Below are 13479 nucleotides of genomic sequence, written 5' to 3'. Positions count from 1 at the left end.
CGGACCCGGACGGAGCGAGAGATGAACGCCGACCACCTGACCGACCTGCGCAGCGCCCTGCCCTTCTGGGTGACGCTGACCAACGTGCCCCTCGCCGTCGCGGGAACGCTCTGGGGCGGGCTCTGGCTGCTGCTCCTGCCGGGCTACGTGCTGGTGATGGTCAGCCTGCTCGACCGGATCGTCGGACTGGACCAGGAGAATGCCGATCCCGACACGGATGAGGCCCGTCTCTTCTGGCATCGCGCCATCACTTTGATCTGGGTGCCCGTACAGTTCGTCCTGCTCTTCTGGATCATCGGCCACGTCTCGGCCAACCGGCACCTGACCCTGCTGGAACTCTTCGTGCTGCTCTACGGCGTCGGGCTGATGACCGGGGCGGCGGGCATCGTCTATGCCCACGAGCTCATGCACCAGCGCAACCGGTTCGAGCGGTGGCTGGGCGACATCCTGCTTTCGATGGTGCTCTATTCGCATTTCCGGTCGGAACATCTGCTGGTCCATCACCACCATGTCGCGACGCCGAAGGACGCGGTGACGGCGCGCTACAACGAAAGCTTCTACCGCTTCTTCGTCCGCGTGCTCCGGGAGTGCCCGCGTTCGGCCTGGAAGGCCGAGATTGCGATGCTCGCGCGGCGCGGAGCCGGGCCGCTGGACCGGCGCAACCCGTTCTGGCGCTACCTGGGCCTCCAGTTGTTCATGATCGCCGTCGCGCTCGTCGTGGGGGGCTGGTACGGGCTGGCCCTGTTCCTCGTGCAGGCCTTCTTCGCGGTCTGGCTGCTGGAGCTGACAAACTACGTCGAACACTACGGCCTGACGCGGAAACACCTCGGCTCGGGCAAGTTCGAACACGTCAAGCCGCAGCATTCGTGGAACGCGGCGCACAGGGTCTCGAACTGGTTCCTGATCAATCTCCAGCGCCACTCCGACCACCACTACAAGCCCGACCGGCGCTTTCCCCTGCTGCAGTCCTACGGCGAGGACGAGGCACCGCAACTGCCCTACAGCTATCCGCTGATGACCTTCTTCGCGATGATCCCCCCGGTCTGGCGCCGCATGATGAACCCGCGCGTGCGCAAGTGGCGGGGGATGTACTATCCCGAGATCACCGACTGGGAGCCCTACAAGCGCGGGACTCACCCGGGCTGAGGCGGCGTCAGCCCAGCCCCTTGTCGCGGATCTGCTGGCGGGCCTCGTCGGACTTGTCCGGTGCCACGCCCAGTTTCGCCATGACGCCATCGGCCTTGGTGAACTGGATGTCGCGGTAGTCCACCACCTCGATCCGGTTGCCCCAGGGGTCGCGGAAGTCGAGGAAGGGCCCCTCGACCATGTCGGCCCCGGCTGCGCGGGCCAGGTCGGCGACGGTCGACCGGTCATCGACCACCAGCCCGAAATGCCGGTGCGCGTCCGGCCCCTGCTCGCGCCCCTGGCCGAGCGCGATGAACTGATCGCCCATGTCGATGAAGGCCATGGTGATCCGGCCGGCGTCATCCTCGTTCTTCCCGCGCAGGTCGAAGTCGAAGATGCGGCCGTAGAACTCCAGCGCCTCGGCGACGTCGCCGACCTCGAGGGCGATGTGGTTGACCCCCACGAGCTTCGGTTTCCGATCCGGCATGGCGCGCCCCCTTGTCCGCTGTGTCACGGGCTGAATCTGGGTCCGCCGCGCGGGATGTCCATCTCCCCCGGTCCGCGCAAAAGAATGCCCCGCCGCAAGCGGCAGGGCACAGGTGGGCTTCGCCTGACGGCGGATCGGCGAAACCGGCAATTCTTGTGGATGTTCAGTTCATCTCGGCGCGGATCTGCTGGCGCATGAGGTCGATCGGGATGGTCTTGCCGTCCTTGAGGAAGTGCCAGTAGGTCCAGCCGTTGCACGAGGGCGCGCCCTCGATATGGGCGCCGACCTGGTGGATCGAGCCGTTGAACCCGTCGGTGGCCAGCGTGCCGTCGGCGCGGACGCGGGCCGCCTGGCCGCGCGTGTTGACCAGCGTCTCGCCGGGGCGCAGCATGCCGCGTTCGACCAGCTGGCCGAAGGGCACGCGCGGCTCGGCGCGCTTCGAGGTCGAGACGATCAATGCGTCGCGGTCGAACTTGCGGACCTTCGAGATGCGCGCTTCGGCCACCTTGCGATAGGCCTCTTCCCGCTCGATCCCGATGTATTCCCGCCCCAGCATCTTGGCGACCGCTCCGGTGGTGCCGGTCCCGAAGAACGGGTCGAGCACCACGTCGCCGGGATTGGTCGAGCCGACCAGCACGCGGTGCAGCAGCGCCTCGGGCTTCTGGGTCGGGTGGGCCTTGTCGCCCTTGGCATCCTTGAGCCGCTCGCCGCCGTTGCAGATCGGCAGCACCCAGTCCGACCGCATCTGGATACCCTCGTTCAGGGACTTCAGCGCCTCGTAGTTGAAGGTGTATTTCGCGCCCTCGGACTTCGAGGCCCAGATCATCGTCTCATGCGCATTGGTGAACCGCTTGCCGCGGAAATTGGGCATCGGGTTCGACTTGCGCCACACGACATCGTTCAGGATCCAGTAGCCCGCATCCTGGAGCGCGGCGCCGACACGAAAGATGTTGTGGTATGAGCCGATCACCCAGATCGCCCCGTCCGGCTTGAGCAGGCGGCGGGCGGCAGCCAGCCAGTCGCGGGTGAACCGGTCGTAGGCGGCAAAGCTGTCGAACTGGTCCCAGTGGTCGTCGACCGCATCCACCTCGGAATTGTCGGGGCGGTGAAGCTGACCCTTGAGCTGCAGGTTGTAGGGGGGGTCGGCGAAGATCAGGTCGACGGATGCCTCGGGAAGGGCATTCATCTGCTCGATGCAGTCACCGGCAAGGATGGTGTTGAGCGGCAGGGCGGCCGTTGTCGTGGTTCGTTTCATCTTTTTCTTTGCCTCTGTCCCGGCCCGTTTGTCCGGGCTCTGTGGATGGACAAAAGATGATTCAAAGGCGATTCGCGGTCAATTTCTTTTTTGATTCAAGGGGTTAGATTTCCAGCTTTACACAATATATTGTGGACCGGCTTGAAGGATTTCCTATGGTGTGGGGTCACACCGATACTTTGAAGCGCTGAAATATGGCTTTTTGAGGGATACCCGACGTTCGTATCCCACCCGTAGCCCGCGAACTGTTGCGCCAAATCCCGCATGATGGTGTCGCGCGCGATTTTCGCCGCGATCGAGGCGGCGGCGATGGACAGGCAGCGGGCGTCGCCGCCGATGACCGCTGTAGCGGGAATGTCGAGGCCGCGCGGGATCATGTTGCCGTCGATCAGCAGATGCGCGGGCCGCACGGGCAATCCGGCGACCGCGCGCTCCATGGCGAGATGGCTGGCGCGGAGGATGTTGAGATCGTCGATCTCCTCGACCGAGGCATGGGCCACCGAGATCATCGCGCAGGTGCGCAGCTCCTCGAGCAGGGCGAGGCGCCGGGGTTCGGTCAATTTCTTGGAATCGTTCAGGCCGACCGGGATGCAGGTCGCATCGAGGATCACGGCGGCGGCCGTCACCGGCCCGGCGAGCGGTCCCCGGCCGACTTCGTCCACGCCTGCAACCAAAAGTTGACAGCTGTCAACTATGGATTGTTCGAGGGTGTAGTCCGGCCCGGTCATGCCCCCGATCTACCCAAGGCTCCGTCGCATGAAAAGACGCAAAAACGGGGGAGGGCCGGCCCGTTGGCGGCTTTTCCCCGTCGGTCCCTCGCGCCGGGGGCGGCGTCCGGCCCGGGAGGGGTGCGAGAACGCCGAGGTGGAGGGGCGGGTCGGCGCGGCCTGGCGGTGCGGGGCAGACGGTTCGCCGGGCCTGGCGCAGCGCGCGCCGGCGACACGGGATCCTCGGGTCGGGCCCGAGGATGACGGTGCGGTCGGAGGCCATGCCGCATCAGCGCGGGGCGTTGGCGAAGGACTGCCGCGCGGTCCCCCGCCCTGGTCCGCCGGATGCGGGGCACCGGCGGACCGCGCCCAGGTCAGGCGTCGAAGCCCTTGTGACGCAGGCAGCGCGGCGCGTAGAAGAGCCGCGGCCCCTGCGCATAGTTGCGGCGGACACAGTCGCTGGGCAGGCGGGCGCGGGTGTTGTTCTGCGTGCAGCGCACCGCATAGCCCTGGGTCCAGCCGTTCCGGGCACGGACATTCCGCAGGCAGGCGCGGGGGATCGAGACGCGGTGGCGCTTGCCCTGGTGCCGGCCGTGCCGGTCGAACCGGTCGTCGCGGTGTTTGCGATAGTGTGGCCGGTCGTGCTGCGGCTGATGGCGCGGCCCCTGGTAGCTGTGCGTCGTTGTCTGCTTGCGGCGCTGTTCGGCGGCGAGGGCGCTGCCGATGATGGCGAGCGCGGTGGCGCCGACGATGAACCGGACGGCATCGCGGTCGCCCGCCTGGGCGGTGCCGACATTGATCGAGCTGACGGCCAGTGCCGCGGCCAGTACCGTGGCGATGATCCTGCGTGTCATGGGGGGCTCCTTCCTTGGGCTGGTCCCGGGTTGAACGCGATCCGGCAGGGACCGCGACGAGGTGGGATCAGGCTGGGGCGGGGCGGCGGAATCGGGCAATAACGGGCCGCGGTTATCGGATATCATGTGTGCGAAACCCCTTTGGTTATTGAATGACACCGGCCCCGGGGGCAAAGTCGCCGGCATGACACGGAACACGCTCATTCTCTGCGCGGCCCTCGCGCTCATCGCTCTGCCGGGGCTGGCCGGGGCGGCCTGCACGGTGGAATACAAGGCCAAGCAGGACGATCCCCTGCGCCTGACGGTCGGCACGCTCGAAGTTGCGTCCTGCGACCGCGCGGCGGCCGAGGCCGAGGCGCGCGCGGTGCTCGCGCAGCGCGGCTGGACCCTGCTCAAGGTCCTGTCGGTGACGGGATGAGGCCGTGACGCCCGTGACCGAGTCCACCGGCTTCGCCGCCGACGCCCGGCGCGTCGGGACGCGGGTCGTCGTGATCGGCGTGGCCGCCATCGTGGCCGCGCTGGTGATCGGCGGGCTGGTGCTGTTCCTGACCCTGCCCGATGCGGGCGTCTTCAACGACCGGGTCGAGCGCATCTTCGTCGAGAACGACACGCTGACCGGCGATGCCGAGATCAGGCTGCTCGAGATCCTCGCGCAGTCCGGCACCGCCTTCGCCGAGACGCTGGCCGGCTACCGGATCGTGATCTTCGTCCTGCTGGTCTTCGCCACGGCGCTGCTGATCGCGGCGCTGGTGTTCCTGGTGATTCTGGTGACGCTCAACCGCCGCATGGCCGAGATCGAGCGCGCGGGGATCGAGGTGAACTCGCTCCTCATCAGCCGCGAGGAAAAGACGGTCTATCTGAACAACCACGGCTTCAAGCTGACCGACGCGGCGATGGAGACGCTGTCGATCCTGGCCGAGGCGCGGCTGGACGACGAGATGCTGACCGGCGCGCAGATCGAGGCGATGATATCGGGCCGCCGGGCCGAGGATTGCGACGAGGCCGCGGGGGCGACCCGGATCAAGCGGCTGCGCGATACGCTGGGCAACCAGCTGGTCAGCGAGCTGCTGGTGCGGAACATCGCGCGACGCGGATACATGCTTTCGGTCGGCAAGGACGTGATCCGCGTCGTCTGATCTGTTGTCAGCGCCGGCCCGGGGCCGGCGCGCGCTCAGACGAGATCCTCGGGAAGGATGGTTGCAGGCACGTCCTGATAGCAGACCGGGCGCAGGAAACGGCGGATCGACAGCGTGCCGACCGAGGTGGCGCCGAAGTTGGTCGAGGCGGGATAGGGCCCGCCGTGAACCATGCTGTCCGCAACTTCGACCCCGGTGGGAAAGCCGTTGACCAGAAGCCGGCCCGCCTTGCGCTCGAGGATCGGCAGAAGGGCGCGGGCAAGCTTCGTGTCGCCCTCGTCCATGTGCAGGGTCGCGGTCAGCTGCCCCTCGAATCCGCGGGCGAGGCTGGCCATCTCTTCCTCCCCCGAGACCCGGACCACGAGGCCGAGGGGGCCGAAGACCTCTTCGCCCAGGGCGTGATCCTGCAGGTAGGTTTCCGCATCGGTCTGGAAGAGGTTCGGCGCGGCGCTTCGCCCCTCCTGATCGGTGGTCAGCACGGGTTCGACCGCGTTCCGCCCCTCGAACCGGGACTTGCCGTCGCGATAGGCTGTCGCGATGCCATCGGTCAGCATGGTCTGGGGCGCCGTCTCCCGCAGCGCCGCCGAGGCAGCCTCGACAAAGGCATCGCCGTCAGCCCCCTTTCCGACCACGGCGATCCCCGGATTGGTGCAGAACTGGCCCGCGCCCATTGTGAGCGACGCGGCCCAGCCGGTGCCGATCTCGGCCCCGCGCGCCGAACATGCCCCGGGAAGGATGAACATCGGGTTGACGGACCCGAGCTCTCCGAAGAAGGGGATCGGTTCGGGGCGTTGCGCGCAGAGGTCGAACAGCGCGCGCCCCCCGCCGAGCGAGCCGGTGAAGCCGACGGCGCGGATCAGCGGATGCTGGACAAGTGCCTGACCCACATCGCGTTTTCCGCCCTGGATCAGCGAAAAGACACCGGCGGGCATTTTGCATTTGCCGATCGCGGCATGGATCGCCTCGGCCACGATCTCGCCGGTGCCGGGATGGGCAGAGTGCCCCTTGACCACGACGGGGCAGCCCGCCGCGAGCGCCGCGGCGGTGTCGCCTCCGGCGGTGGAAAAGGCCAGCGGGAAGTTCGAGGCGCCGAAGACCGCCACCGGGCCGATGGGCCGCTGCATCATCCGCAGTTCCGGCCGCGGCAACGGCTGACGGTCGGGCAGCGCCGCATCGTGCCGGCGGTCGAGATAATCGCCCTGGCGGATGTGCTCTGCAAATAGCCGGAGCTGGCCGGTCGTGCGTCCCCGTTCTCCCTCCAGCCGGGCCTCCGGCAGGCCGGTCTCCGAGGTTCCGATGGCCGTGATCTGCGGCCCGCGCGCCTCGATCTCGTCGGCGATCGTCTCGAGGAAGACGGCCCGCGCCTCGCGGCCGGTCCAGCCGTAGGTCGCAAAGGCCTCTTCGGCGGACCGGCAGGCGCGATCCACGAGGTCCGGGGTTCCGACGGCGTAGGCATGCGCCTGACCATGAGCGGGATCGGAGGTGAAGGTCCTTTCTCCGCCGATCCAGTCACCGGCGATCAGGTGCTTGCCATGGGGGGCGAAATCGGCGGAAGTGCCGTCCATCTGTCTGATCCTTTCATGTAGGTCGGGCCGGCACGGAAGGTGCCGGTTCAGGGGTGGGATAGAAATCGTCAGGCGCTGCGGGCGGCGCCGGGACACAACCCGCGCCGGGCCAGGTTCTCCATCAGCGCGCGGGTGCCGAAGGTCCATTCCGGCGCTTCGGTCGACAGTCGCACGGTGTTCGTCAGGCGCCCTAGACCAGGCGCCGCGATGGTCACGACGTCGCCGGTCTTGTGCGTGAACCCTTCTCCGGGCACGTCGCGGTCCTCGGTCGGGGCGAAGAGCGTGCCCAGGAACAGCACGATCCCGTCCGGGTACTGGTGATGCCGCCCGATGGTCTGGGCCACGAGATCCTCGGGATCGCGCGAGATCTCGGACATGGTGGAATGACCGGTGAGGCCATAGCCGTCCGCGCCCTCGACTGTCAGGGTCAGCTCGGCGCGGCGCAGATCGTCCAGCGTCCAGCCCCCGTCGAAAAGCCTGATCATCGGCCCGATGGCGCAGGAGGCGTTGTTGTCCTTGGCCTTGCCGAGCAGAAGGGCGGACCGCCCCTCGACGTCGCGCAGGTTCACGTCGTTGCCGAGCGTGGCGCCGAGGATGCGCCCCGAGGAGGAGACGGCCAGCACGATCTCGGGTTCGGGGTTGTTCCAGCGCGAGACGGGGTGGAGGCCGACCTCGGCGCCGGGCCCGACCGAGGCCATCGGCGGGCATTTGGTGAAGACCTCCGCATCGGGGCCGATCCCCACCTCGAGATACTGCGACCAGAGCCCCTCGGCCTGGAGCGCGCGCTTGACCTCGGCCGCCTCGGGCGAACCGGCGCGAAGGTTGCGCAGGCTGTCGCCGATGGCCTGCCCGACGCGGGCGCGGATGGCCTCGGCCCGGGCGGGGTCGCCGGCGGCCTTCTCCTCGATCACCCGCTCGACCATGGAGCGGGCGAAGGTGACGCCGCAGGCCTTCACCGCCTGCAGGTCGCAGGGCGCCAGAAGGTGCAGGCGGTCGGCGGCGGGCGCGACCGCCGCGATCTCGTCGAGCGGGCCGAGCGCCGTGCCGGGCGCGGTGCGGACATGTGCGGCCGGATCGTCCAGGTCGAGCACGTGGCTGACCGTCGGTGCCCGGGGCGCGGAGATGTCGATGAGCTGCCCGTCGCGCAGGGTCACCACAGCGGGGCCCTGCACGTCCGGGCGCCAGCAGCGGCCGAGCCAGAGGCCGTCGGGGGCGTCGATGATGGTCATTTTCGGTTCCTCAGCGGCGTTTGAAATCGGGGGCGCGCTTTTCGGCGAAGGCGGCCCGGCCCTCGGCGGCGTCCGCGGTCGCAAAACAGATCGCCTGCAGATCGCGCTCGTAGGCGACCGCCTGTTCCAGCGGCATGTTGTACGCGGCCTGCAGGTTCAGGCGGGCGGTTTCCGCGGCGATCGGCGCGCGGCCGGCAATGGTCGCGGCGATCTCGGTCGCGCGGGACATGAGGGCCTCGGGGGCGGTGATCTCGGAGACCAGCCCCCAGTGCAGCGCCCTCTCGGCCGGGACGGGATCGCCGGTCATCACCATCATCGCGGCGTTCGAGGGGCCGATCGAATGGGCCAGCAGCGCGGTCATCCCGCCGCCGCCGATCCAGCCCAGCTTGATCTCGGGCGCGGCGAGCTTCGCGGTATCGGCGGCGATGCGGATGTCGCAGGAGAGCGCCATCTCCAGCCCGCCGCCCATGGCGTAGCCGTTGATCGCCGCGATGGAGGGCTTTTGCAGGGCCCGCAGCGCGTCGCAGTATTCCGGACGGTTGCGGAAATCCCACGGCGTGGCGTAGCGGTCGAGGTCCGATATGTCGGAGCCGGCGCAGAATGCCTTGCCGGTGCCGGTCAGGATCACGGCGCGGGCCTCGTCCTCGGCGTTGATCTGCCGGACGGCGTCCCACATGAGACCGGCCATCTCCGGCGTCATGGCATTCAGCTTGTCCGGCCGGGCGAAGGTGATCGTGGCGATCCGGTTCTCGATCTCCAGGGTGAGCGGGGCGCTCATGCGGTGGTCCTTTCGGGTTGGCTGGCCTCGAACATCGCGCGGAGGCCGCGGATGGCGTCAGGGGCCGGGGTCCGGGCCTCGAAAGCCTCGCGCAGGTAGGCCGAGGCGCGGGTCTGGAAGGCGATGTAGCCGTCGTGCCGGGGTCGGATCGCGGCGGCCTCGAGCGTGGCGGCCGTGTCGGCGTAGAAATTGCCCCAGGCCGCGTTGACGGCCGGGTCGGCCCAGGCCGACCGCAGGCCCGGCTGGCCGTCGTGATCGGGGATGAAGCCGCGCTGCGTCTCGTCGGCCATGAGCCACATAAGGTGGGCGCGGAGGGCGTCGTCCACCCTTGCCCGGCGCGAGATGCAGATGCCCGTCCCGCCGAGGATCGAGCCGGGCCGCCCGCCCGCGCGGGGCGCGTCGTGGAAGGCGACGGGGCGCGGGGCCCGGGTGTAATTCACATAGCCGTAGACCAGCGGGATCAGGCAGAGCTCGTCCGTCCGGCCCATGAGGTCGAGCAGGCCGATGGGATTGAGCGTCTTCGTCGAAGCCGGGGTGCGCGCCGCGAGGGGGGCGAGGATCTCGTAGGCGCGGCGGGCGGTATCGTCCTCAGGCCAGCCGCCGTCGCGCAGATCGAGAGCGGGGTCGAGCGCGGCACAGACCGACAGGAACGACAGCGCGGCGTGGGGCCCGGCCAGCGACAGGGCGACGCCGCCCCGCTGCGAGAGGCGGTCCACGTCCTCCCAGGTGGCGGGGGGTGGCCCGGCGAGGTCAGGGCGCAGGGCCATGACCTGGGTCGCGGCGTCGAGCGGCAGGGCCCATTGGCGGCCCGCCATCGCGTAGCTGGCATAGGCGGGGCCGATGGCGGCGCGGGCGATGCGGTCGAGGTCGGCTGCGGCAAAGACCTCATCGAGCGGCGCGAGGCAGTCACGGGCCAGCGCCTCGCCCAGGTGCGGGTGGTCCAGCACGACGAGGTCGTACTCGGCACAGAGCTCTGCGATGGGTGCCGACTCGAACCCTTCCAGCGGCTGGACCTCCCAGTGCACGGGGCCGTCCGCCGCCGCCAGCGCATTGTAGCCGCGCGGATGATCCCAGGTCAGGCCGCGCCAGCTCATGCCGGCCCCCGCGCGATGGCGCCGGCGCTTTCCATCTCGGCGATGTCCGCGTCGGAGAACCCGGCGGCGCGCAACACTTCGTCGGTATGTTCGCCGGTCAGCGGCGCCCCCCGGCGCAGCTCTGCGGGGCTGCGGGAGAAGCGGATGGGAAAACCGGGGGTCTTCACGCGGCCCTCGGTCGGGTGGTCGTACTCGATGAAGGTACCGTTGTGGGCGATCTGCGGGTCGGCGACGAGATCGGCGTAGCCGTAGACCGGCCCCGCCCAGATGCCCTCGGCCTCGAGCCGGGCGAGGCAGTCCCGGGTCGAGAACCGCGCGATGGCCTCGCGGACGGCGGCAAAGGTGGCGTCGCGGTCGTCCCAGCCGCCCCGTGTCTCATCCAGGTCCGCCAGCGCGGGGGCGTCGAGCGCCCGGGCCAGGCCGGGAAAATTCGGCATGGCCAGCGCGATATAGCCGTCCGTGGTGGCGAAGGTGCCGTAGGGCGCGCGGATGTAGACATGGGCGTGCGGCTCGGCCGACCGCTCCTGCGGCTTGCCCCCCACGGTGAAGACCGACAGCTCCTGCATCTGGAGCGTGGTGATCGCGTCCAGCATGTTGACCTCGACCTTCTGCCCCTCGCCGGTGCGCTCGCGATGCAGCAGCGCGGCGAGCGCGCCCTCGAAGGCGGTGTAGGCCGTGACCGCATCGACGAGGTACTGCCCGGCGGCCTGCGGCGGCTCGTCCTGGCGGCCGGTGGACATCATGGCACCCGACATGGCCTGCAACAGCAGGTCCTGACCGGGGCGCTGCGCATGGGGACCGTCCTCGCCGTATCCGGTCATCGAGACGTAGACGAGGCCGGGATTGATCGCCGAGAGCGTGTCGTAATCGACGCCGAGCCGGCCGGCGACCCCGGCGCGGTAGTTCTGGATGAAGACATCGGCCTTTTCCACCAGCTTGCGGATGACCGCCTGCCCCGCCTCGCTTTTCAGATCGACGGCGAGGGACCTCTTGTTCCGGTTGAGCGAAAGGAAGGAGACGTTGATCCTGTTGCCGGTGATGCCGCCGGCGGGCGCGTGGCGCTGCCATTCGCCGGTGATCGGTTCGACCTTTATGACGTCCGCGCCGAGGTCGCCCAGGCGCTGAGCCGCGAAGGGTCCGGCCATGGCGATCGAACAGTCGAGAACGGTGTAGCCGTCGAGAATTCCCATTTGTACGTTCCAGGTCTAGAGGTGTCAGGTCATGTTCCAGCCGCCGTCGACGGCGAGGTTCTGACCGGTGATGAAGCCCGCGCCCTCGGAGGCGAGGAAGAGGATGGCGGCGGCGATGTCGTGCGGCGTGCCCCGCCGTTTGACCGCCTGGTGATCGAGGACGAACTGCCGGTAGCCCTCGGGGTCGGGGTGGATCTTCTCGGCATCCGTGGGAAAGGCCCCGGGCGCGATGGCATTGCAGGTGATCCCCCATTTGCCGAATTCGCGGGCCCAGGCGCGGGTCAGCCCCAGCAGCGAGCCCTTGGACTGGATGTAGGGGGCGAGGTTCTCCCACCCTCCGGTCAGGGTGATCGAGGTCACGTTGATGATCCGCCCCCAGGCCTGGTCGCGCATCCCCGGCAGCGCGGCACGGGTGCAGATCAGCGCGGATTCCACGTTGACCGCATGGACCTGGCGCAGTTCCTCCATCGTGAAATCCTCGAAGGGTTTCGACGGGTAGATGGCGGCATTGTTGATGACCACGTCGAGCGGTTTCTCGGCCGTGATCTCGGCAAGCCTCTCGGTCAGCGCGGGCTGATCGGTCAGGTCCATCTCGAGAAGATGCAGACGCGCGGCGGCCTCGGCGGGCGTGTCGGCCAGCAGGCTTTCGTTCTTGGAATGATCGCGGTCGATGGCGAAGATCTCGGCCCCCTCGGCCAGCATGTCGAGCGTGGTCTGGTGTCCCAAGCCCCCCGAGGCTCCGGTATAGAGCACCCGGCGCCCGGTCAGGGCCCCCTGCCCCACCTTCGCCCGCATCGGTGTTTCGCGGTTCATGAGCGGCCTCCGATCGGCATGAAGTTGCCCGAGGGGCCGGGATAGTCCTCGTCCGGCTGGACGGCGATGGCGGCGATCGCCTCTTCGGCCGCCGCGATGGCCCCGGCATCGGGCAGGATGGTGAAGGTGGTGTCGTAGCGGCGGTCCTCGCCATGGCCGAGCCGGATCAGTTCTCCGCGATCGCGGGCGCCGCCGTTGCCCGTCACGTGGTTGGTCGAGGGTTCGATCCCCAGCGCGTATTGCCCCGCCTGGAGGTTCTGCCATTCGTACATGCAGGGGAACTGGTCCTTGCGGGTCGTGACCATGAAGCCCAGGCCCAGGCGGTCGTTCACCAACGCCACAGGCACGCGGCCTTCGGTGTCGGCGCCCATCTCGTGCTGCCAGACCTGTTCATGGAAGCCGTGCTGCGGCGCGGGCAGCGTGCGGTATCCGACACCCTGCCTGTCATAGCTTTCCTCGTGCGCGGCCCAGACCACGTCGCGGATCGGAGCGAGGTATCGCGCGCCCTCTTCGAGCACCGGGTGGCCGACGTTGACGTGATAGCAGAGCATGTGCGGCGTCTCGTAGAAACCGCGGTTCACCACGCGGTCGGTCAGCCGGATCTCGTCCGAGCCCACCTCGACCTCGATCCGGCGGTGCAATTCGAGATGTTCGCCGAAGACCGTGCCCTGGGTGACGATACCCTCGGCCCAGAGAGTGCAGCGGTCGCCGTCCCAGGCCTCGCCGTATCCGGTGAGCCGGGCGGGGATCGTGCCGGCGCGCCCGTGAAGGGAATGTTTCGCCGTCCGGCGGGGCCCGTAGACGTATTCCGGCGTCTCGGCCTCGTGCATGAAGAGGATGTGGTCCAGTCCGCAGGTGATCATCAGGCCCGAAAAGCTGCGCATCCAGCCCAGCCCCCCCTCGCCTTCATAATCGTGCAGGCCGGGATGGCGGAAACCGGCGGGCGAATGCCAGCCGATGGCGCGCCCGTTGTGTTCGCAATCCGCGATGTCCATCGCGCGGTCCACCAGTACGGTGAAGCGCAGGCCCGAGCCGGTGCGGAATTCCAGCATCCGGATGCCGCGTTCCAGCCCGTCGCCCAGCGTCATCAGCCGCACGCCCGCCGCGTGACCGAGCGATCCGCTGAGCGCCTCGCTTTCCGCCCTGCTCAGGTTCTTGCCGTAGAGCTTGACCATGACTTCTCCGTCCGCCGCCGTTGCTCCGGGGCGCTTTTGCTTGAGTTCGTGTCCGAAGGGGCGGGCCGGTC

The 13479-nt window shown here is 68.7% G+C and carries 14 protein-coding genes; 3 read left to right on the top strand and 11 right to left on the bottom strand.

Annotation, left to right across the window (positions count from 1 at the left end):
• Positions 1-21 precede the first annotated feature (21 nt).
• Positions 22-1146 (top strand): alkane 1-monooxygenase, encoded by a 1125-nt coding sequence (locus OB2597_RS18255; RefSeq protein WP_009807096.1) that lies wholly within the window; start codon positions 22-24, stop codon positions 1144-1146.
• A gap of 7 nt (positions 1147-1153) precedes the next feature.
• On the opposite strand, the gene OB2597_RS18250 is transcribed toward OB2597_RS18255, so the two are convergent.
• The 4 genes from OB2597_RS18250 to OB2597_RS18235 all read right to left on the bottom strand — a co-directional run bounded on the left by OB2597_RS18250 (position 1154) and on the right by OB2597_RS18235 (position 4428).
• Entirely contained in the window at positions 1154-1612 is a 459-nt protein-coding gene (locus OB2597_RS18250; RefSeq protein WP_009807095.1) for a VOC family protein, read from the bottom strand.
• 163 nt (positions 1613-1775) lie between these two features.
• Complete coding sequence (locus OB2597_RS18245; protein ID WP_009807094.1) at positions 1776-2867, bottom strand: site-specific DNA-methyltransferase; 1092 nt, start codon at positions 2865-2867, stop codon at positions 1776-1778.
• 95 nt (positions 2868-2962) lie between these two features.
• Entirely contained in the window at positions 2963-3595 is a 633-nt protein-coding gene (locus OB2597_RS18240) for a ribonuclease HII (protein ID WP_040609434.1), read from the bottom strand.
• 353 nt (positions 3596-3948) lie between these two features.
• Positions 3949-4428 carry a hypothetical protein gene (locus OB2597_RS18235; RefSeq protein WP_009807092.1) on the bottom strand — a complete coding sequence of 160 codons (480 nt, stop codon included), beginning with the start codon at positions 4426-4428 and terminating at the stop codon, positions 3949-3951.
• A gap of 184 nt (positions 4429-4612) precedes the next feature.
• Between OB2597_RS18235 and OB2597_RS18230 the strand changes: the two genes are divergently transcribed.
• Both OB2597_RS18230 and OB2597_RS18225 read left to right on the top strand, forming a co-directional pair.
• On the top strand, positions 4613-4846 hold the full coding sequence (locus OB2597_RS18230) for a hypothetical protein (protein ID WP_009807091.1): 234 nt from the start codon (positions 4613-4615) through the stop codon (positions 4844-4846).
• 4 nt (positions 4847-4850) lie between these two features.
• Positions 4851-5564 (top strand): winged helix-turn-helix domain-containing protein, encoded by a 714-nt coding sequence (locus OB2597_RS18225; protein ID WP_009807090.1) that lies wholly within the window; start codon positions 4851-4853, stop codon positions 5562-5564.
• A 35-nt stretch (positions 5565-5599) separates the two neighbouring features.
• On the opposite strand, the gene OB2597_RS18220 is transcribed toward OB2597_RS18225, so the two are convergent.
• The 7 genes from OB2597_RS18220 to OB2597_RS18190 form a co-directional block, all read right to left on the bottom strand.
• Positions 5600-7129, bottom strand: coding sequence for an aldehyde dehydrogenase (NADP(+)) (locus tag OB2597_RS18220; protein ID WP_009807089.1), 1530 nt, complete (start codon positions 7127-7129; stop codon positions 5600-5602).
• Positions 7130-7197: 68 nt separating this feature from the next.
• The gene (locus tag OB2597_RS18215) at positions 7198-8358 is read right to left on the bottom strand and encodes a fumarylacetoacetate hydrolase family protein (RefSeq protein WP_009807088.1); all 1161 of its coding nucleotides are present in this window, start codon (positions 8356-8358) and stop codon (positions 7198-7200) included.
• 10 nt (positions 8359-8368) lie between these two features.
• Complete coding sequence (locus tag OB2597_RS18210; protein ID WP_009807087.1) at positions 8369-9136, bottom strand: enoyl-CoA hydratase/isomerase family protein; 768 nt, start codon at positions 9134-9136, stop codon at positions 8369-8371.
• The gene (locus OB2597_RS18205; RefSeq protein ID WP_009807086.1) at positions 9133-10230 is read right to left on the bottom strand and encodes a type 2 periplasmic-binding domain-containing protein; all 1098 of its coding nucleotides are present in this window, start codon (positions 10228-10230) and stop codon (positions 9133-9135) included. Before OB2597_RS18205 ends, OB2597_RS18210 begins: the two co-directional genes overlap by 4 nt.
• Positions 10227-11420, bottom strand: a complete 1194-nt coding sequence (locus tag OB2597_RS18200; RefSeq protein ID WP_009807085.1) for a CaiB/BaiF CoA transferase family protein — start codon at positions 11418-11420, stop codon at positions 10227-10229. The genes OB2597_RS18205 and OB2597_RS18200 overlap by 4 nt, the downstream gene beginning before the upstream one ends.
• A gap of 24 nt (positions 11421-11444) precedes the next feature.
• A complete protein-coding gene (locus OB2597_RS18195) occupies positions 11445-12233 on the bottom strand; it encodes an SDR family NAD(P)-dependent oxidoreductase (RefSeq protein ID WP_009807084.1) in 789 nt (262 codons plus the stop codon).
• Positions 12230-13479, bottom strand: a 1250-nt coding sequence (locus OB2597_RS18190; protein ID WP_009807083.1) for an aldose 1-epimerase family protein, incomplete at its 5' end; no start/stop codon positions are given. The genes OB2597_RS18190 and OB2597_RS18195, both read right to left, overlap by 4 nt.

The sequence above is a fragment of the Pseudooceanicola batsensis HTCC2597 genome (assembly GCF_000152725.1).
In the GTDB taxonomy this organism is placed as follows: domain Bacteria; phylum Pseudomonadota; class Alphaproteobacteria; order Rhodobacterales; family Rhodobacteraceae; genus Pseudooceanicola; species Pseudooceanicola batsensis.
This window is presented reverse-complemented; position numbering and strand designations above follow the sequence as displayed.

Excerpts from the sequence above, each read along its gene's own strand:
- OB2597_RS18245 (WP_009807094.1), bottom strand. The coding sequence starts at position 2,867 with ATGAAACGAACCACGACAACGGCCGCCCTGCCGCTCAACACCATCCTT.
- OB2597_RS18210 (WP_009807087.1), bottom strand. The coding sequence starts at position 9,136 with ATGAGCGCCCCGCTCACCCTGGAGATCGAGAACCGGATCGCCACGATC.
- OB2597_RS18200 (WP_009807085.1), bottom strand. The coding sequence starts at position 11,420 with ATGGGAATTCTCGACGGCTACACCGTTCTCGACTGTTCGATCGCCATG.
- OB2597_RS18215 (WP_009807088.1), bottom strand. The coding sequence starts at position 8,358 with ATGACCATCATCGACGCCCCCGACGGCCTCTGGCTCGGCCGCTGCTGG.
- OB2597_RS18220 (WP_009807089.1), bottom strand. The coding sequence starts at position 7,129 with ATGGACGGCACTTCCGCCGATTTCGCCCCCCATGGCAAGCACCTGATC.
- OB2597_RS18195 (WP_009807084.1), bottom strand. The coding sequence starts at position 12,233 with ATGAACCGCGAAACACCGATGCGGGCGAAGGTGGGGCAGGGGGCCCTG.
- OB2597_RS18255 (WP_009807096.1), top strand. The coding sequence starts at position 22 with ATGAACGCCGACCACCTGACCGACCTGCGCAGCGCCCTGCCCTTCTGG.
- OB2597_RS18230 (WP_009807091.1), top strand. The coding sequence starts at position 4,613 with ATGACACGGAACACGCTCATTCTCTGCGCGGCCCTCGCGCTCATCGCT.
- OB2597_RS18240 (WP_040609434.1), bottom strand. The coding sequence starts at position 3,595 with ATGACCGGGCCGGACTACACCCTCGAACAATCCATAGTTGACAGCTGT.
- OB2597_RS18250 (WP_009807095.1), bottom strand. The coding sequence starts at position 1,612 with ATGCCGGATCGGAAACCGAAGCTCGTGGGGGTCAACCACATCGCCCTC.
- OB2597_RS18205 (WP_009807086.1), bottom strand. The coding sequence starts at position 10,230 with ATGAGCTGGCGCGGCCTGACCTGGGATCATCCGCGCGGCTACAATGCG.
- OB2597_RS18235 (WP_009807092.1), bottom strand. The coding sequence starts at position 4,428 with ATGACACGCAGGATCATCGCCACGGTACTGGCCGCGGCACTGGCCGTC.